Annotated in this window: 17 protein-coding genes; 6 read left to right on the forward strand and 11 right to left on the reverse strand. The window is 37.7% G+C overall.

Annotated features, from left to right (window positions below):
- Positions 1-117 precede the first annotated feature (117 nt).
- The 4 genes from pepF to ABIE66_RS14470 form a co-directional block, all read right to left on the reverse strand.
- Positions 118-1914 (reverse strand): oligoendopeptidase F, encoded by a 1797-nt coding sequence (gene pepF / locus ABIE66_RS14455; RefSeq protein WP_370015207.1) that lies wholly within the window; start codon positions 1912-1914, stop codon positions 118-120.
- Between the two features lie 117 nt (positions 1915-2031).
- On the reverse strand, positions 2032-2658 hold the full coding sequence (locus tag ABIE66_RS14460) for an FMN-dependent NADH-azoreductase (RefSeq protein ID WP_289325215.1): 627 nt from the start codon (positions 2656-2658) through the stop codon (positions 2032-2034).
- Between the two features lie 251 nt (positions 2659-2909).
- Positions 2910-3644, reverse strand: a complete 735-nt coding sequence (locus ABIE66_RS14465) for a YqcI/YcgG family protein (protein WP_370015208.1) — start codon at positions 3642-3644, stop codon at positions 2910-2912.
- Positions 3631-3852, reverse strand: a complete 222-nt coding sequence (locus ABIE66_RS14470; protein WP_370015209.1) for a hypothetical protein — start codon at positions 3850-3852, stop codon at positions 3631-3633. Before ABIE66_RS14470 ends, ABIE66_RS14465 begins: the two co-directional genes overlap by 14 nt.
- A 56-nt stretch (positions 3853-3908) precedes the next feature.
- On the opposite strand from ABIE66_RS14470, the gene ABIE66_RS14475 reads away from it, so the two are divergent.
- Positions 3909-4163, forward strand: coding sequence for an alpha/beta-type small acid-soluble spore protein (locus ABIE66_RS14475; RefSeq protein WP_370015210.1), 255 nt, complete (start codon positions 3909-3911; stop codon positions 4161-4163).
- 140 nt (positions 4164-4303) lie between these two features.
- Here ABIE66_RS14475 and ABIE66_RS14480 read toward each other — a convergent pair whose 3' ends face one another.
- Entirely contained in the window at positions 4304-5515 is a 1212-nt protein-coding gene (locus tag ABIE66_RS14480; RefSeq protein WP_370015211.1) for an iron-containing alcohol dehydrogenase, read from the reverse strand.
- A gap of 141 nt (positions 5516-5656) precedes the next feature.
- Positions 5657-6544 (reverse strand): R2-like ligand-binding oxidase, encoded by an 888-nt coding sequence (locus tag ABIE66_RS14485; protein WP_370015212.1) that lies wholly within the window; start codon positions 6542-6544, stop codon positions 5657-5659.
- Between the two features lie 139 nt (positions 6545-6683).
- Here ABIE66_RS14485 and ABIE66_RS14490 point away from each other — a divergent pair, with 139 nt between their 5' ends.
- Positions 6684-7370, forward strand: coding sequence for a helix-turn-helix transcriptional regulator (locus ABIE66_RS14490; protein WP_370015213.1), 687 nt, complete (start codon positions 6684-6686; stop codon positions 7368-7370).
- Between the two features lie 35 nt (positions 7371-7405).
- Here ABIE66_RS14490 and ABIE66_RS14495 read toward each other — a convergent pair whose 3' ends face one another.
- Positions 7406-8497, reverse strand: coding sequence for a branched-chain amino acid aminotransferase (locus tag ABIE66_RS14495; RefSeq protein ID WP_289316259.1), 1092 nt, complete (start codon positions 8495-8497; stop codon positions 7406-7408).
- Between the two features lie 665 nt (positions 8498-9162).
- Between ABIE66_RS14495 and ABIE66_RS14500 the strand changes: the two genes are divergently transcribed.
- A complete protein-coding gene (locus ABIE66_RS14500) occupies positions 9163-10431 on the forward strand; it encodes an L-lactate MFS transporter (protein WP_289325222.1) in 1269 nt (422 codons plus the stop codon).
- Here the strand turns inward: ABIE66_RS14500 and ABIE66_RS14505 are convergent.
- Positions 10414-10584, reverse strand: coding sequence for a hypothetical protein (locus ABIE66_RS14505; RefSeq protein WP_370015214.1), 171 nt, complete (start codon positions 10582-10584; stop codon positions 10414-10416). The genes ABIE66_RS14500 and ABIE66_RS14505 overlap by 18 nt on opposite strands.
- Before the next feature lie 90 nt (positions 10585-10674).
- Here ABIE66_RS14505 and ABIE66_RS14510 point away from each other — a divergent pair, with 90 nt between their 5' ends.
- Complete coding sequence (locus tag ABIE66_RS14510; protein ID WP_370015216.1) at positions 10675-10833, forward strand: hypothetical protein; 159 nt, start codon at positions 10675-10677, stop codon at positions 10831-10833.
- Between the two features lie 565 nt (positions 10834-11398).
- Positions 11399-12466, forward strand: coding sequence for an AI-2E family transporter (locus ABIE66_RS14515; RefSeq protein ID WP_370015217.1), 1068 nt, complete (start codon positions 11399-11401; stop codon positions 12464-12466).
- A gap of 353 nt (positions 12467-12819) precedes the next feature.
- Here ABIE66_RS14515 and ABIE66_RS14520 read toward each other — a convergent pair whose 3' ends face one another.
- On the reverse strand, positions 12820-13272 hold the full coding sequence (locus ABIE66_RS14520) for a YueI family protein (RefSeq protein WP_289325226.1): 453 nt from the start codon (positions 13270-13272) through the stop codon (positions 12820-12822).
- A 219-nt stretch (positions 13273-13491) separates the two neighbouring features.
- On the opposite strand from ABIE66_RS14520, the gene ABIE66_RS14525 reads away from it, so the two are divergent.
- Complete coding sequence (locus ABIE66_RS14525) at positions 13492-14238, forward strand: L,D-transpeptidase family protein (protein WP_370015218.1); 747 nt, start codon at positions 13492-13494, stop codon at positions 14236-14238.
- A gap of 395 nt (positions 14239-14633) precedes the next feature.
- Here ABIE66_RS14525 and ABIE66_RS14530 read toward each other — a convergent pair whose 3' ends face one another.
- The gene (locus tag ABIE66_RS14530; RefSeq protein WP_289325228.1) at positions 14634-14765 is read right to left on the reverse strand and encodes a hypothetical protein; all 132 of its coding nucleotides are present in this window, start codon (positions 14763-14765) and stop codon (positions 14634-14636) included.
- 107 nt (positions 14766-14872) lie between these two features.
- Positions 14873-15325, reverse strand: a complete 453-nt coding sequence (locus ABIE66_RS14535; protein WP_353957944.1) for a nucleoside 2-deoxyribosyltransferase — start codon at positions 15323-15325, stop codon at positions 14873-14875.
- Positions 15326-15447 lie beyond the last annotated feature (122 nt).

The following is a 15447-nucleotide window of genomic DNA, read 5'->3' on the forward strand; positions in this document are numbered from 1 at the left end:
CTTTAACATATAAAATAAGGCCCAATCATAAGATTGGGCCTTTCCTACGCCAATATTTTAACTATAGCATTTTTTATAACATCATACCATGGGCTCTTTTGGAAGAAATGGTTTAGATTAGCCCTCTGATAACTCCGTGAATTCGTCAACCAGATCACTGAAAATCCTCATTGCATTTTCGATTGGATCAGGTTTAGTTAAATCTACGCCTGTTTTCTTAAGCAACTCCAATGGGAAATCGGAACTCCCGCTTTTCAAGAACGTCAAATAACTTTCAAGTGTTTTTTGGTCCCCGGAAATGATCTTATCTGCGATCGTAATAGCTGAAACGTAACCAGTTGCATATTTGTAGACGTAAAACGGACGATAGAAGTGTGGGATGCGTGACCACCCATACTTCACTTCTTCATCGAAAATTATTTCATCTCCATTATAAGCTCGGAATATCGATTCATAAGCTGTATTAAAAACCTCGGCATTTAGCGGTTCATCATTTTCAGCTTTTTCATGTACAATCTTTTCAAATTCCGCAAACATCACCTGTGTGAAGAACGTTCCTTTAAAACTATCTATGAAATGGTTAAGTAAGTGTTTTTTCTTTTGCACGTCTTTTGTTGTCTTAATCAAATGGCGGATCAGCAGGATTTCAGTCACAGTGGATGCAACCTCAGCAACAAAAATAGAATATCCTGCACTTATTTGCGGTTGATATTTTGAGCTATAGTAAGAATGCATGCCATGTCCAGATTCATGGGCAAGTGTAAATACACTGTCTAAATCATCACGGTGATTTAATAAGATGAACGGATGAACACCATAAAGTCCTAAATTATAAGCGCCTGAACGTTTTCCAGGTGTTTCCCTGACATCGATATATCTTTTTTCCTTAAAGGTTTTCAGTGTTGTGATATATTCTTCGCCAAGAGGTTTCAGTGCTTCCACCATCAAAGCAAAACCATCATCATAAGAAATTTCCTCTTTAGCACCTTCCACCAATGGTACACTTAAATCATAAGCACGTAATTCTTCTACCCCCAGCAATTTTTTTCTTAGATGAATGTATTTATGCATGGGGCCGATATTTTGCTTAGTTGACATAATCAAATTATCATATACCTCTTTTGGAACTTGATCTCCAAATAAGGATTTTTCCAAGGCAGATGGATAATTTCTTAGTTTTGAAAGATTCACATTATTCTTGATTGCTGTGGAAAGTGTGGATGCGATTGTATTCTTCAATTGAACATATGGCTGATAATAGGCGAAATAGGCCTCTTTTCTTTTATCGCGATCATCGTCTTCAATCAATTTGGAATACATTCCTCGCGTTAGCTCTACCCTCTCGCCGTCTTCATTCGTAACTTCCCCAAATTTAATATCAGCATTGTTGATCATCCCGAACGTCTTTTGAGGTGCTGAAAAGGCTTCGCCTACTTGAGAAAGGACCTCTTCTTGTTCCTTCGCTAACACATGGGCTTTATAGCGATAGGAATCCAGGAGATCTTCTTCAAAATATTTTAAACCCTCTATCTCTTTTATGTACCCTTTTAATGTTTGTTCTTCCAGGCTCAAAAGGAACGGCATGAAAAATGCAGTTGCATTACTCATTTTCTGCCCTAACCGAGCTGCTCGATCCAGTAATGCTTGGGATGAGGTAACCCTTGTATCCAAATCGGCTTGCAGCATGGCATATACATACAGCTTGTTATAAATGTACCCAAGTTCCTCACTTAATCGTAAATACTCGAACAAATCTTGAGAAGATTGAATATGCCCATCATATGACTTTAATTTATCTGTCATCTTAAGTACTTCTTGATAATCTTTTTCCCATTTAGCCTGATCATCGTAAATATCCTTTAAGTTCCATGTTTCTTCCTCTTTGATTTCGTCACGTGATTTAAACGTTTGCATATTATCGGCACTTCCTTTCATGCTTATAGGCTTACCCTTTATTATAATCGACTTTCAGAAAAATCTGCATAGAAAAACCAGTATGTTAAAAATACATACTGGTTTTTCTTTTATCAATTAGAATTTTGCCGCAGTTTCAGCAACTTTCGCCAATCCTTCTGCAACGATATCCTGTGTACGATCTGGATATTGATTATGTCCCTCGATAACAACCGTTTCTGGGTTTGTTATGCCCCATAAGTTTAAATTCATCGTTACGTATCTCTCTGCCATTTCGCCAGCATCCATTCCAGGCAATGCATAATCCGATCCGCGAGCATTAAGCAAAGCCACTTTCTTACCTCCAGCCAAGCCTACAGGGCCTTCAGCTGTATATTTGAAAGTTGTACCAGCTTGAGCAAGATAAGAAATATAAGTTACCAATGGCGCAGGAACCGTTGAGTTCCATAGCGGGAAGGCAAATACCACTTTGTCGGCAGCAAGGAATTGATTCAAGTATTGTTGCACGATTTCAGCAATCTCAACTTCTTCTTCAGTCAATTCCATTCCTTGGCTGCGTTTATATAGTGCAGTAATTGCTGTATTTCCATAGTAAGGTAAGTTCAGTTTAAATAAATCCAATTCAGTTATTTCATCGTTACTATTTGCTTCCTTGTATGTGTTCAAAAACGTTTCATACATTTTCACGCTAATAGCTTGATCCGCTGGACGGTCATTTGATTTAACAAATAATACTTTAGACATTTCAATTCCCCCAAGAATTTAATTTTTGTATGTGTAAGAAAAAAGTACAGTTTCAAAATAAATGTTTAATCCATATATCTCGAATTAACTGCAATTACTACTTTCACATTATATGACTGAACATCCAATAAGGCAAGAAATATGTTTTTTATTTTCAAATGTACATTTCAGGAATTTGCTCCTGGATTTTTTATAACCACCAGCATTCCATTATGCCGCGAAGAAAAAAACCGAGAGCAATTTGCCCTCGGTTAAGTTAACTCTTTGTGATGGAATGGACACTTACCCTTTATCGGTTCTATATCATCGCCGATGAAAAATTGTTTCCATTCATTATGATTTACATCACCAAAGTGACTGATATCAGGATGTGTAGGAAGGTTATCCCACTTCTCCACTCGTTCACGAACCTTTTCACGTGACATGATCCCGCCTTTTTCCGTTCCTTCCAACCCTTCAAAGATCATCCGGGGTTGGAATCCGAGAACAAGGCTATTTCCTAAATCGCGGGTTTTACGCTGTTTATAAGCAGGAGCATTACCAAAGACAAAGATTGGTTCCCCTGCAAAATGATAGTCCCATAAATAATGCTCAGGATCTTTCGGCTTTTCAATTGGCCAAGGTTTTTTATCCGCTTTATGGAGGTATTGCAAGATATCCCAAAACCTTTTACGGTACATTTCAATATCTCCTTCTATCGATTCAGGCTCCATAAAGACAAACAGGCCATGCCTGGTATATGGTGGTTCCTGAAATAAATCAAGAAAACTTTCCACTGCTTTAGGGAGATTGGACCAATCTTCCTGTGTGATATAAGCATAACGAAGTTCCCCTTTATTTTCAGCTTTCATCCCGAAATAACAAGGAAATGTTTTGTCCGTCACTGTATTTTGGAATGTTTGATATTCTTTAATTAGCCATTTCGGCACTCGATCGGGATTTGTCATATCTTCTTTCGTTAATAAACTTGAATTAGCAGTCAGCATCATTGTTCTCCTTAAATCGTGATAATATATAATACCCGAATTTATATAAACTAAAACTTCTTCGAACTGGCAAATCACCGTAATCAGGTACATCATATCTAAATAATTCTTCATTTAAGATTTTATAAGTTCCCCGTTCCAGGGTGATTCCAATTTCCTTTAATAAAAACGTCATTATGGTATTCAGCCAAAAACAATCGTTCAGCATGATAATCATTTTCTTTCCATTAGGATAACCTAAGAAAAAATAGGAGTGATGCTAAAATGGCAAGAAGAAGAAAAGTTCTCGTACCCGAAGCGCGAAAAGGACTCGATGATTTAAAAGCCAAAGTTGCTGGTACAAAGAATCCTGAAGAGGCAAAGTTTGAAGTAGCAAAAGAAATTGGCGTACCGCTGAAAAAAGTCTATAACGGTGAGCTCACTTCCAAGCAGAATGGGAAAATTGGGGGAAAGTTAGGAGGAGGCATGGTCAAGGAACTTATAAAGATGGCCCAGGAAAACTTAGGAAAAAGGCATTAAGTAGGTGCCTCTCCGATCCAAGTTGTTATCGTTTTTTTCATTAAGACCCACATCATTGAAGCGATCATTACCTACTGCTAAAGAACATACATTTTGGGACTTAACAAAAAAGCCAACCTTTTGGCTGGCTTTTTTTGAAATTAATAAATGCTCACGGTTGAAACTCTTGAAACCACTGACATGATTAATTCCGACGATATCGGATAATTAGTGGCAGCTGGATCCTTCATTACTGCAGTAAGTATTCCCTCCATGTCTGAATCGCTAATTCCATAGTCACTGAAGTCAAGAGGCAAACCAAGATCAGATAGGAAAACGCGGATCTTCTCTACCACTTTCGCTAAGATTCCTTTTGGATCTTCATCGTGTATTTTGACTTTAAAGGCTTCGGCTATCAAATGGGCCTTTGGAAGATATAACTCCGGAATAGACTCCATGACAACCGGTAATAACACGGCATTGGCCAATCCATGCGGAATGCGGAATACCGCTCCAAATGCGTGCGCAAAGTTATGAACAGGAATCGCATTCAGTGCACTACAAAATGCAGTGATTCCCATCATGCTTCCATGCAACATTTCCATTCTGGCCTCAATATTGGCTCCGTCCTTTACAGCCCTCGGTAAATTTTTTTCAATAACTCGTATGGCCTGAAATGCATAAGCATCAGTTATTGATGTCGCTGCAGGTGAGACGATCGCTTCAATTGCATGTGTCAATGCATCGGCCCCAGTAAACGCCGTTATTTCAGGAGGCAGTCCGATAGTTAACTCGGGATCTAAAATGGCTACATCCGAACTTAAGAAAACATTGTATATATTCATTTTGACTTTTATATGTTCATTATAAATGACTGCGATCGGGGATACTTCAGAACCGGTTCCTGCTGTTGTGGCTACTGAAATATGTGGAATATTAATAGGTTGGGCTTTTGGAAACCCCTCATATAGATAACCACTTGGAATCGCATCATTTATATCCGTAATTCCTTGAAATAATCCATATTTCAATGCTTTAGCGGTATCAATGACACTTCCACCACCAATGGCTAGTATGGCATCGGCATTCACTTTGCGTGCATATTTCAATGCTTCGTTTACACATTCACTCGCTGCGTCTTGTGTAACACCAAGAAACTGCCCTACTATTTCAGCTTTGGTGCCTAATATCGGCAGCTCAAAACTCTCGACCACTTTTTTAACGACACCAGCCTTTTCCAAACCCACATCACTCACTAGTAGAATCCTTTTGGCCCCAAGACCATTGAATAGATCCGGAATGATTGAACGAGCATTCGGGCCGCTATAAATCGAAGACCTTAGCCAAAAATTGGATTGAGTGTTTACCTTCATAAAGTTTCACCTCAGTCAAATTAGTCTATATTAACGATTAAGGATTGTTCATTTCCAGCTTTCAAGTGCCTGATGTCATCCATGAGGTGAAATCCTTTTTCAACATCCAACATTCAGAAATGTGGTAAGCTTGTATCCGATTCACAAAACCCCATATTCCTTTTCGTTACTTTGATAGATTTCTTCAACTCCCTTTCCTTTTGCCCTTCCCAAAATCTCCATACGCACTGATAATTGTTTCATGGTAAATTCTAGAACAGCTTGTTTATCATTACCAAATGGATTGCCTAACAGATCATAACCCTCCGTATTTAACTTGAAGGCCAGTGGTGAAAGTTCCTCCATCCTCTTTTCAACTTGGTTATAGATATGTGGATGTTCACTGATGATTCTCTGCAGAAGGAAAGTTCCATAAGCAATATGGCGTGATTCATCTTTCTTCAATAGACCAACTCCTTTTAATAAACCAGGCATCATTTTACTAGCTTCGAGAGTCTCATAAAACCCGAAATATCCAGTTTCTGCAAGAACTCCCTCGGTAAACATGTTATATACAGTGGCTGCTTCCGCCAATGCTTCAGGGGATTGATCGGATAAAAGTTTCCCCATCGCTTCAGGCAATATCTCATAAAAAATGGATTTATAAGTGTCTGAGTGATATACCGTCAAATCACCCGTTTCACCAATTTGATCTAATGTATAACGGAAAAACTCCATATGCTTCGCTTCCTCGAATAAGAATGTCGTTAAGTACATTTCTTCTTCGATCCTACCCTCTTTTGCTATCGTCATGATGAGCGGAAGCAAATCCAAAGTCACGGCTTCTTCTCCGCCCTGAAAAAGGGAAATAATCCGTAATAACACTTCCCTTTCTATATCATTAAATGACTTCCAATCTTCTTTATCCTGGCTGAAATCAATGTCACGTGGATTCCATATACCAAATTTCTTTGCCTTTTGATAAAGTTTAAATGGTAGGGTATCTTCTCTAAAACTCCGGCTGGTGGTCGTTAAATTCTTTCTTTTCATGTTAATGCCTCCTTGATTTTATGAACTGTAAACTTTTGAATTCCTATAGAATGTTTTAATTTGTAAGGATTTTCATTATATTGTAAGATATTAGTAGTATGTATCCTAGCACTGAAAATGTAGGGAGGAAAAAAGTCGAATGCTTGAGGAAACCCTGATGAATCATGTAAAAAAGATTTCCAATCAAAAAGATATGGAAAATAAATCACAAATGATCGTAAAGGGCTGTGTGGATTTTTTTTCATTTCAACGGGCATCTTTATTCAGTTACTCATGTTTAACAGGAATGGGTGAAGGAATATGCGCATGTACAAGAGAAGATATTTTTTCATTACATAATGTTAAAGAAAATATTCATGATATATACCCTATCCACCAAGCGGTCATACATAACAAACCCATATACTTAACCATCCAACATGCGAAATCTTCCATCCCTGCAAAATACGTTAAAAGATTTTCCATCTCTTCATTGGCAATCATTCCGATAATCTTGAATGACATGGTTATCGGTTTCGTTTTGGTTGACCCCATTCATGCCAACAAGCCTGTTACCAAGAATGATTTAATGAAGCTTTCCCATTATTTGAAACTGGCTGTCAGTTCACCATTGGAATCCGCTCCTTCCACTTACCTGCTAAGTAAACGTGAAGTGGAGGTCCTTCAACATTTAGCCAATGGCTTAGGACTAAAGCAAATGGCACCAAAAATGAACGTTAGTGAATTTACCGTCAGAGATCATATTTCTTCTGCAATCAGGAAATTAGGAGTGAGTCACCGGACTGAGGCCGTCGCGGTTGCCATAAGAAACAAAATGATTATATAAAAACAAAAAAACCTTCATAGAAGGTTTTTTTGTTTTTATATCTGAGTCACTTTTTCTTCAACTTTAGTGGTCCAGTTTAACTCGTCTGCAACTTTACCTGTTTGGACACCCGTCAGTGTATCATAAAGCTTTCTAGATAGTTCGCCAGTTTCCCCGGTTTGAACGATCATTTCTTCACCATTCCACAAAAATTCACCAATTGGTGAGATCACCGCTGCTGTACCCGTTCCAAAGGCCTCTTCCAAGTGACCTGATTTATATGCTTCATGGACTTCCTCCATGGAAATGCGTCTTTCCGAAACGGGAAGATTCCAATGTTTCAGCAATTCTATAATGGAATCACGAGTAATACCCGGAAGGATACTTCCATTTAAGGCAGGTGTGATAATTTCACCATTAATTTTGAAGAAAACATTCATGCTTCCAACTTCTTCAATATACTTTTTCTCTACTCCGTCCAACCAAAGGACTTGGGCATAACCCAGCTTTTCTGATACTTCTTGTGCTTTTAGGCTCGATGCATAATTACCGCCCGTTTTAGCTTCTCCAGTACCACCATTGACTGCACGTGTGAAAGCTGACTCCACTGCTATTTTAACCGGATGAATGCCTTCTTTATAATACGAACCTACAGGTGACATGATGATGATGAACTGATATTTCTCTGATGGAGAAACTCCAAGATAAGGCTCAGTAGCTATAATGAATGGCCTGATATATAAGGAGGTCCCTTCTGCCTGAGGAACCCAATCCTTATCAACGCTAATTAAAGTTTTTAAGGCCTTCAACGCAAAATCAACGTCGACATCCGGTATGCACAATCGGCTATTTGAACTATTCAAGCGTTGAAAGTTCTTTTCCGGACGGAATAGTATAATTTCATCTTCTGGTGTTGCATATGCTTTTAATCCCTCAAATACAGATTGACCATAGTGAAAAATCATAGCTGACGGCTCTAATGCGAGCGGTTGATAAGGAACAATTCTTGGATCATGCCACCCTTGCCCTTGTGTGTAATCCATTATAAACATATGATCGGTAAACTGCTTACCGAACTCAAGCTGGTCCGCTTGTGGTTTTTCTTTCTTTGTTGTACTAAGCGTGATTTGCATGTCATGTTCCTTCATTACCAAAACCCCTTGTTGAATAAATTTACAAGATTTCACTTCCATAAAATCTATCTTTAATTAGTTTACTCCTATCAGGAATCATAGTTCAACCCTTTAAGACGAAATTTTCGGAATTTTTTTAAAATAAATGACTTTTTTTTATTTCCATACTATTATTCCTGAAAAAAGAACCTATTATTAGTCAAATTTCTCAAAAATATCAATTCCGAATTTTTCTGTAAGGTTTCTTGATATCCTTAATATTAGGTTATTTTAACAAATTATCTACAATAGTGCCAATGAGAATTATTGAAGATTTTCCATCATGGAACCAAATGCAAGCAAATCAAATGAATTATTTCCACTTCTTTAACCAAGAAGATGGCTAAATGTGCAGCCGATTACTAATCGCAGCCGCCTGGACGCAATATATGTATTTTAACAAAGCTCAACTAAAGAAATGAAACACTTTTATACTATTACATAAAATTTAGCGTTATTCCCAAATTTAATATAATACAGTTTATAAAAGGTGAAATTTTCATAAAATTCAATTTAGCAGTTTACGACAAATTAATATTCTTATATACTTATCCCACAAGATAGATAAAATGCATGCAAATTAAAATATTATAGATAAAACGCATGTAACTTTCTTATTTTAGATGAAAAGGGGTAACAACATGACAAAAAACAGGTGGTTAATCGCTTTATCCGCTATCGCCATTCACCTCTCCATTGGTGGTGCATACGCATATAGCGTGTACAAAAAACCATTAGTTGAGACTATGGGGTGGTCAGAAACCGAAGTAACGTTAGCATTCACAATAATGATGGCGCTTGCAGGAACTTCTGCTGCTTTCTTTGGTAAATTCGTAGAAAAAAATGGTCCAAGGAAGTCAGCTATGGTCGCTGCTGTATTATTCGGATTAGGACAAGCTGGTTCCGGTTTGGCAGTAATGGTCGATTCACTTCCGCTTTACCTATTGACATATGGGGTTTTAAGTGGACTTGGTATGGGGATCGGGTACATTTCACCAGTATCCACTTTAGTCAAATGGTTCCCTGATCGCAGGGGATTGGCAACAGGAATGGCAGTATTAGGTTTCGGTGCCGGAGCCCTCATTACAGCCCCAGTAGCTGCAAGCCTTATGGAATCCGTTGGCATTTATACTACATATTATCTTTTAGGCGCAGGCTATTTCATACTGATGTTCTTGGGGGCATCCTATATTGCACCTCCAAAGGCCAACTGGCTACCTGAAGGAATGAAGAAAGATATTGAGTCCGGTAAGAAAGAACTGAAGAAAGACCTAAGGCAGTTAACGGCAAAAGAAGCGGTTAAAACTAAACACTTCTGGATGTTATGGTCCATGAAATTGATAAATACAAGTGCAGGAATCATGATGATTTCGGTAGCTTCACCCATGGCTCAAGACGTTGTTGGGCTGTCTGTAGCCGGTGCAGCAACATTAGTCGGCATTATGGGAATCTTTAATGGCGGAGGAAGACTGGGCTGGGCAGCAGCATCAGATTATATTGGACGTCCAAATGTTTTCGTCATTTTCTTCATCATTCAAATCGGAGCGTTCCTTTTACTTCCAACGACTACAAATACTCTATTGTTCCAAGGACTCATCTTGCTGGTCGTTAGTTGTTATGGAGGCGGATTTTCAAACCTCCCTGCATTTGCCGGGGATTTATTTGGAACTAAGGAAATTGGGGCCATCCATGGTTATCTTTTAACTACATGGTCACTAGGAGGAGTTTGCGGGCCAATGCTGGTTACTGCAATAAGGGAAAGTACGAACAGTTACATCCCGGTGTTCTACGTTTTTGCTGTATTAATTGCGATAGCATTCGTCATCTCCATCTGGTTGCGTTTGGATATTAAAAAAATGCAAAAAGAACAGAAACAAGGATTAACGAATACTTTAAGTAAAATATCCTGATATTAAAATAGCTTTGTTCTTAAACACCTGCAAAAAGGCATCATCAAGTAAACCTCCATTACCGGAGTATACTTTGATGATGCCTTTTTCCTTTTTATTTGAACATGCTCCCAAGCCCCCATAAGCCTTCTGGATAAGAACCCCGCCATTCATTACTGGGCTCCCTCCACTATCATCCCTTTAACCTCGAAGTGCCCAACAAAAACATGGGTAATTTCCATTGAACAATATCAATCAAGGATCATGTTTGCGATCACTAAGGTTAGATCTATTTTTGAAGTTTATATATTCGGACATCTACTGGGATTGACTGAATCTGATATCTTATTGATAGCCTATTTGAAAGTGGTTGCACTATCTTTGCTGGTTAAGTTAATTGAAGTGATATTTCATCAACTGTGATTATGCAGTTGGCGGTGTAACCCTTGTAGTCGGGCTTTATTATGGGGATTATGCACGAAAGGACAGGAAAACGGCAGATTGATCCATACATCATTTTTTTACAAGTCCTTCATTATCGAATGAAGGTCTCATTCTGTCGCCTATATGGGGTCTGAATGGTCTCATCCCGAATCCCGTTTACGATTTTATCTAGGGGATTATTACCCGAATTTTAAAACCAGACTTGGTTTTGCTCCATGATTTTTTATTGTTTTATATAAGATGAAACTCTCAGGGGCTAGATTGAAGAAATTTGCGACACTCCAGCCGAATAACTGGCTAGCCGAGACACCAAAGACGCTTGCGGCGAGGAGGATTGGCAGACAGTCGGCGGAAAAGGAGCGGATTTCTGAAAATAACGGGAACGTTTTTTAATGGATAACAACTTCGTTTGATTGCTGCTATTTAGCTATGGGAATTTCAACAGCAAAAGAAATTCGATTACCAGCTTACTGAACAAGTTATATTGTTTAACATTCAGCCAAACAAGGGAATTAAGAAAGAGATGGATTTAGGGGGGATTGTCTTGTGGATCAATAAACCGTTTTTCAAATATGCATGTGCGATAATTTTGATCATTTTAATTATATTTTTACTAGGTAAGATTGATTATGTTCTGCTCACGCTGCAAAAAATCATTGCAGCTATGTTTTTCCCTATTATAGTGGCTGGGCTTTTATACTATTTATTACGGCCCGTCGTTAACTTTTTAACTGAATTTATCCCTAGGACAGTTAGCATTTTCATCGTCTTTTTGATTATTTTTTGTACAATCGGGATGGGAAGTTACTTTGGAAGTCCTGTAATCGTGGACCAATTTCAAAAATTATCAGAAAACCTCCCCGGCAAAGTCAAGGAATTCTCTAAGGAATCTGAATACATGATTGAAAAAAATGATTTTGGCATGGTTAATATGGAAGACCTGAAAGAAAAAACGGTAACACATTTGAAAGATTACTCAGAGAAACTCTTGGTGAATGTCAATTCTATTTTCTCCACGATCACTAGTGTATTAACAGTGTTGGTCATTACACCATTCATTTTATTTTATTTCTTGAAGGATGGAGATAAACTAAGGCCTTTTCTTTTAAAATATATTCCGAACGACGTTGAATCAGAGGGGAACACGATTTTAAAAGGCGTCGATAAAGCCCTTTCAACTTATATTATCGGTCAATTCATCGTATCAATCGTCATCGGGACTTTGATGTATATTGGCTACCTGATTATCGGTCTCGATTATGCACTCGTATTAGCCTTACTCGCCATGATTTTTACAGTTGTACCATTTCTTGGTCCATTAATAAGCATCATTCCTGCACTCTTCATTGCCTTACAGCAAGACATTGGGTTGGCAGTGAAAGTACTCATTGTCCTTACCGTCGTTCAACAAGTCGAGGGGCACTTGGTTACACCGAATATTATGGGAAAACGGCTTAACATTCACCCATTGACCATTATCTTATTGCTGCTAGCTGCAGGCTCAATATACGGTTTCATTGGCATATTAATAGCTATTCCTACTTATTCCGTAGTAAAAACGATTATAGGAAACTTTAGAAAGTTTTATAAATTACGGAATAGGATTACATAACTAGGAATGGTTGACTTATGGGGTCTTTTTTTTAAAAAAATAAAGATAATTCTATCAAGTTTCAGACTGTAGACAAACTCGAAGAAAAGCGAGTTTGCCTGCAGTTTTTTTATTTAATGTGCGTTCCAGTTGTTTTTAGAAATCCGCTCCCTTTCCGCCGACTGTCTGCCAAGCCTCCTCGCCGCAAGCTTCTTTGGTATCTCGATAGCCAGTTATTCGGCTGGAGTGTCGCAAATTTCTTCAATCTAGCCCCTGAGGGTTTCATCCCATATAAAACAATAGGTAAAATCGTGAATGGGATTGAGACCATTCCGAACCCCGTTTTGTCGACAAACTGAACGTTTATAGTTCTATCAACGTTTGTTTAGTACTTTTTTAACCCACCGTTTGAAAAACGCTTTGACACTTTTCTTTTTTATAACTTGAATGGCATGATTTTGCTTCTCAATATAAATCTCTTCTTTGTTTATTGCATTTTTTTCTGCTAGTACTAGACCCAAATCGGAGTCATGATCTTTGTTTAGGACAATTTTGTAAGGAATATTATGACTCATTGCCAATTTAATATATTTCCCTAGATATTGATAGTCCATCTGACCATTTAAAAACAAATTTGAATGGGGATGCCGCTTCATCTTTTGCTCAATCTCCGGATATACATTCAGTTCAAAGACTTGGCTTTTTTTTAAGACGATGACGACGCGCTCCCTTAATGTGCCCAGAAACTCCTTTCGTTCACCAGGCTTGATTTCTTTTGGACCATAGATTCCTTGTTCTAGATAGTCCTCCACTTTTAGGCGTGACAATTCTTTCCCACCTCCGCTTTCACTTCAATAATTGTATGTAATATGGCCATAAATAGTGCCCATCATTCTTTCGAATGCATAAAAGTAAAAAGTGATTTGGGTTAACTTTCCCTTTTTTAGTTTACGCTTCGGTTAAAAAATTGTCACTCTAGATTCGCTTCTTGCATAGGATAGTATATGCGTGAATTTAGGTTGTTTAAATGAGGGACGGGGAAGAAAATGAAAAAATTAATTATATTTGTATTGATATTCGCCTTTTGTTTTGTTGGGTTCAGTAATACTTCGGGTGCAGCAGGGAGACAACTGATTATCATCAATAAAGCCAATAATCAACTGGCCTACTATGAAAATGATAAATTGGTGAAGGTGTTCATCGTAGCGACAGGAAAGAAACCCGCCTATACTCCTGAAGGAAAGTTCAAGGTAGTGACAAAGATAGTGAATCGTCCCTATTATAAAGGCAACATTAGAGGCGGAGATCCCAGGAATCCTCTAGGTAAACGATGGATGGGGATAAATGCACGGAATACACCAGGAAATACGTACGCAATACACGGCAATAATGATTCTAAAACCATTGGGAAATATATAAGTGCCGGTTGTATTCGCATGTATAACGATGATGTACAATGGCTGTACGATAAGGTGAGGATGAACACTGTAGTCTTAATTGCCAGTTCGAATAAATCTTTTGCTTCCATAGCAGCTAAGAATGGATATAAGGTGATCGGATCTGAGAGCTTACCTGTAAATACTACCAACTCTATCCTGAAGAATGGAAGTAAGGGGCCCCAAGTAATTGAACTACAAAAAAGATTAACTAAACTTGGATACAGCACTAAAGGAATAGATGGTGCATTTGGAAAAAATACTGAAATGGCCGTAAAGAAATTTCAAAAGTCTAAAAAACTTACTTCTGATGGGATCGTAGGACCAAAAACGAAAAAAGCGCTGGGACTTAAATAATCATCATTACTGATATCCACTGATTAGTGGATATCTTTTTTTATGTTTAAGCTGTAACACTCCATACATTAATACCCATACCGGCTGTAATTTTCCACCATCACTTTTGCCTTTATGTTATAATTTATATATAAACAGCTAATCATAATCGCACTGTCACTACATATAAGGAGGTATATAAAAATGTACGATGAACTTCTCATAATGACTATTAAATCAATTTTTGTTATCGGCACAATCGCAATGTTTGTGATTTTAGGATTCGTAAAAGGGCGCAAGTTTTAATTTTTTCCAATTCCTTAACATATCCTCATTGCCTGATTACTCGTATGATGTTCATACCGGTAATCAGGTTAATTTCACTCAGAAAAAAAGCATATCCTCAAAGGGCATGCTTACTTACCATTCCAGAAATCCGTTTTATCTAAAAGTTGGTCAATGTCAAATGTATCAAGATGGAATGGAACTGATTCTTCTGCAATCGCTTCAGTGGCTAACAATAATTGGTCGATATCAATAATGGCCAAAACAGTCCTCTCCCTTTTTTAATGGTTTTCCCCTCACTTTTAATACATCAAACAATTCGTTCAAAAGATATTTTATTAGAGGGTACCTTTTAATTTACATTTGACATTTATTTAAGGGGAAGTGAATCATTTTTTTCCGATCCTTCAGGTGAAAGTGTATGTATCAATTTAACCAGCTTATAAAATGTCCCGCTACAGATGGTTACCTCAGGCAGATTATGAAAAATTGATTTTTTATTAATATGATAATTGTCTTTCTCAGGTGAATACACAATAATTTTCTTATTTAACGATAAAGCATATCCAAGTTCATAGAGATTACCTTTACCTGCAGTTAGGAAGATCAGCATAAAATCAGCTTCCTCAATCCCCTTTTTTTCATATTCTCCAATACCGTCCGTAATTTGGTTAGTCTCATCATCCGCAATTAAATTCCCGCCATTCACACATGTAAATCCTTTTGAAGTTAATTTCTTTATCAATGACCTTACTTGCTTCAAATTTTTTTCATCTGATGCTATATAATATTTCACACATCCACCTCCAAAATATATAACTATTGATACTTTTTACCTACGTTACCTATACTATACATATTCGTTATAAAGAACGCAATATCCTTTTCCAAAAATAAATAAAAATTTAAGGACAAAGTCTCGGTCCCATACATTTAAGCAAAACA

This window comes from Peribacillus sp. B2I2 (genome assembly GCF_041261685.1).
GTDB lineage: Bacteria > Bacillota > Bacilli > Bacillales > DSM-1321 > Peribacillus.

Excerpts from the sequence above, each read along its gene's own strand:
- pepF (WP_370015207.1), bottom strand. The coding sequence starts at position 1,914 with ATGCAAACGTTTAAATCACGTGACGAAATCAAAGAGGAAGAAACATGG.
- ABIE66_RS14460 (WP_289325215.1), bottom strand. The coding sequence starts at position 2,658 with ATGTCTAAAGTATTATTTGTTAAATCAAATGACCGTCCAGCGGATCAA.
- ABIE66_RS14465 (WP_370015208.1), bottom strand. The coding sequence starts at position 3,644 with ATGCTGACTGCTAATTCAAGTTTATTAACGAAAGAAGATATGACAAAT.
- ABIE66_RS14470 (WP_370015209.1), bottom strand. The coding sequence starts at position 3,852 with ATGCTGAACGATTGTTTTTGGCTGAATACCATAATGACGTTTTTATTA.
- ABIE66_RS14475 (WP_370015210.1), top strand. The coding sequence starts at position 3,909 with ATGGCAAGAAGAAGAAAAGTTCTCGTACCCGAAGCGCGAAAAGGACTC.
- ABIE66_RS14480 (WP_370015211.1), bottom strand. The coding sequence starts at position 5,515 with ATGAAGGTAAACACTCAATCCAATTTTTGGCTAAGGTCTTCGATTTAT.
- ABIE66_RS14485 (WP_370015212.1), bottom strand. The coding sequence starts at position 6,544 with ATGAAAAGAAAGAATTTAACGACCACCAGCCGGAGTTTTAGAGAAGAT.
- ABIE66_RS14490 (WP_370015213.1), top strand. The coding sequence starts at position 6,684 with ATGCTTGAGGAAACCCTGATGAATCATGTAAAAAAGATTTCCAATCAA.
- ABIE66_RS14495 (WP_289316259.1), bottom strand. The coding sequence starts at position 8,497 with ATGAAGGAACATGACATGCAAATCACGCTTAGTACAACAAAGAAAGAA.
- ABIE66_RS14500 (WP_289325222.1), top strand. The coding sequence starts at position 9,163 with ATGACAAAAAACAGGTGGTTAATCGCTTTATCCGCTATCGCCATTCAC.
- ABIE66_RS14505 (WP_370015214.1), bottom strand. The coding sequence starts at position 10,584 with ATGAATGGCGGGGTTCTTATCCAGAAGGCTTATGGGGGCTTGGGAGCA.
- ABIE66_RS14510 (WP_370015216.1), top strand. The coding sequence starts at position 10,675 with ATGTTTGCGATCACTAAGGTTAGATCTATTTTTGAAGTTTATATATTC.
- ABIE66_RS14525 (WP_370015218.1), top strand. The coding sequence starts at position 13,492 with ATGAAAAAATTAATTATATTTGTATTGATATTCGCCTTTTGTTTTGTT.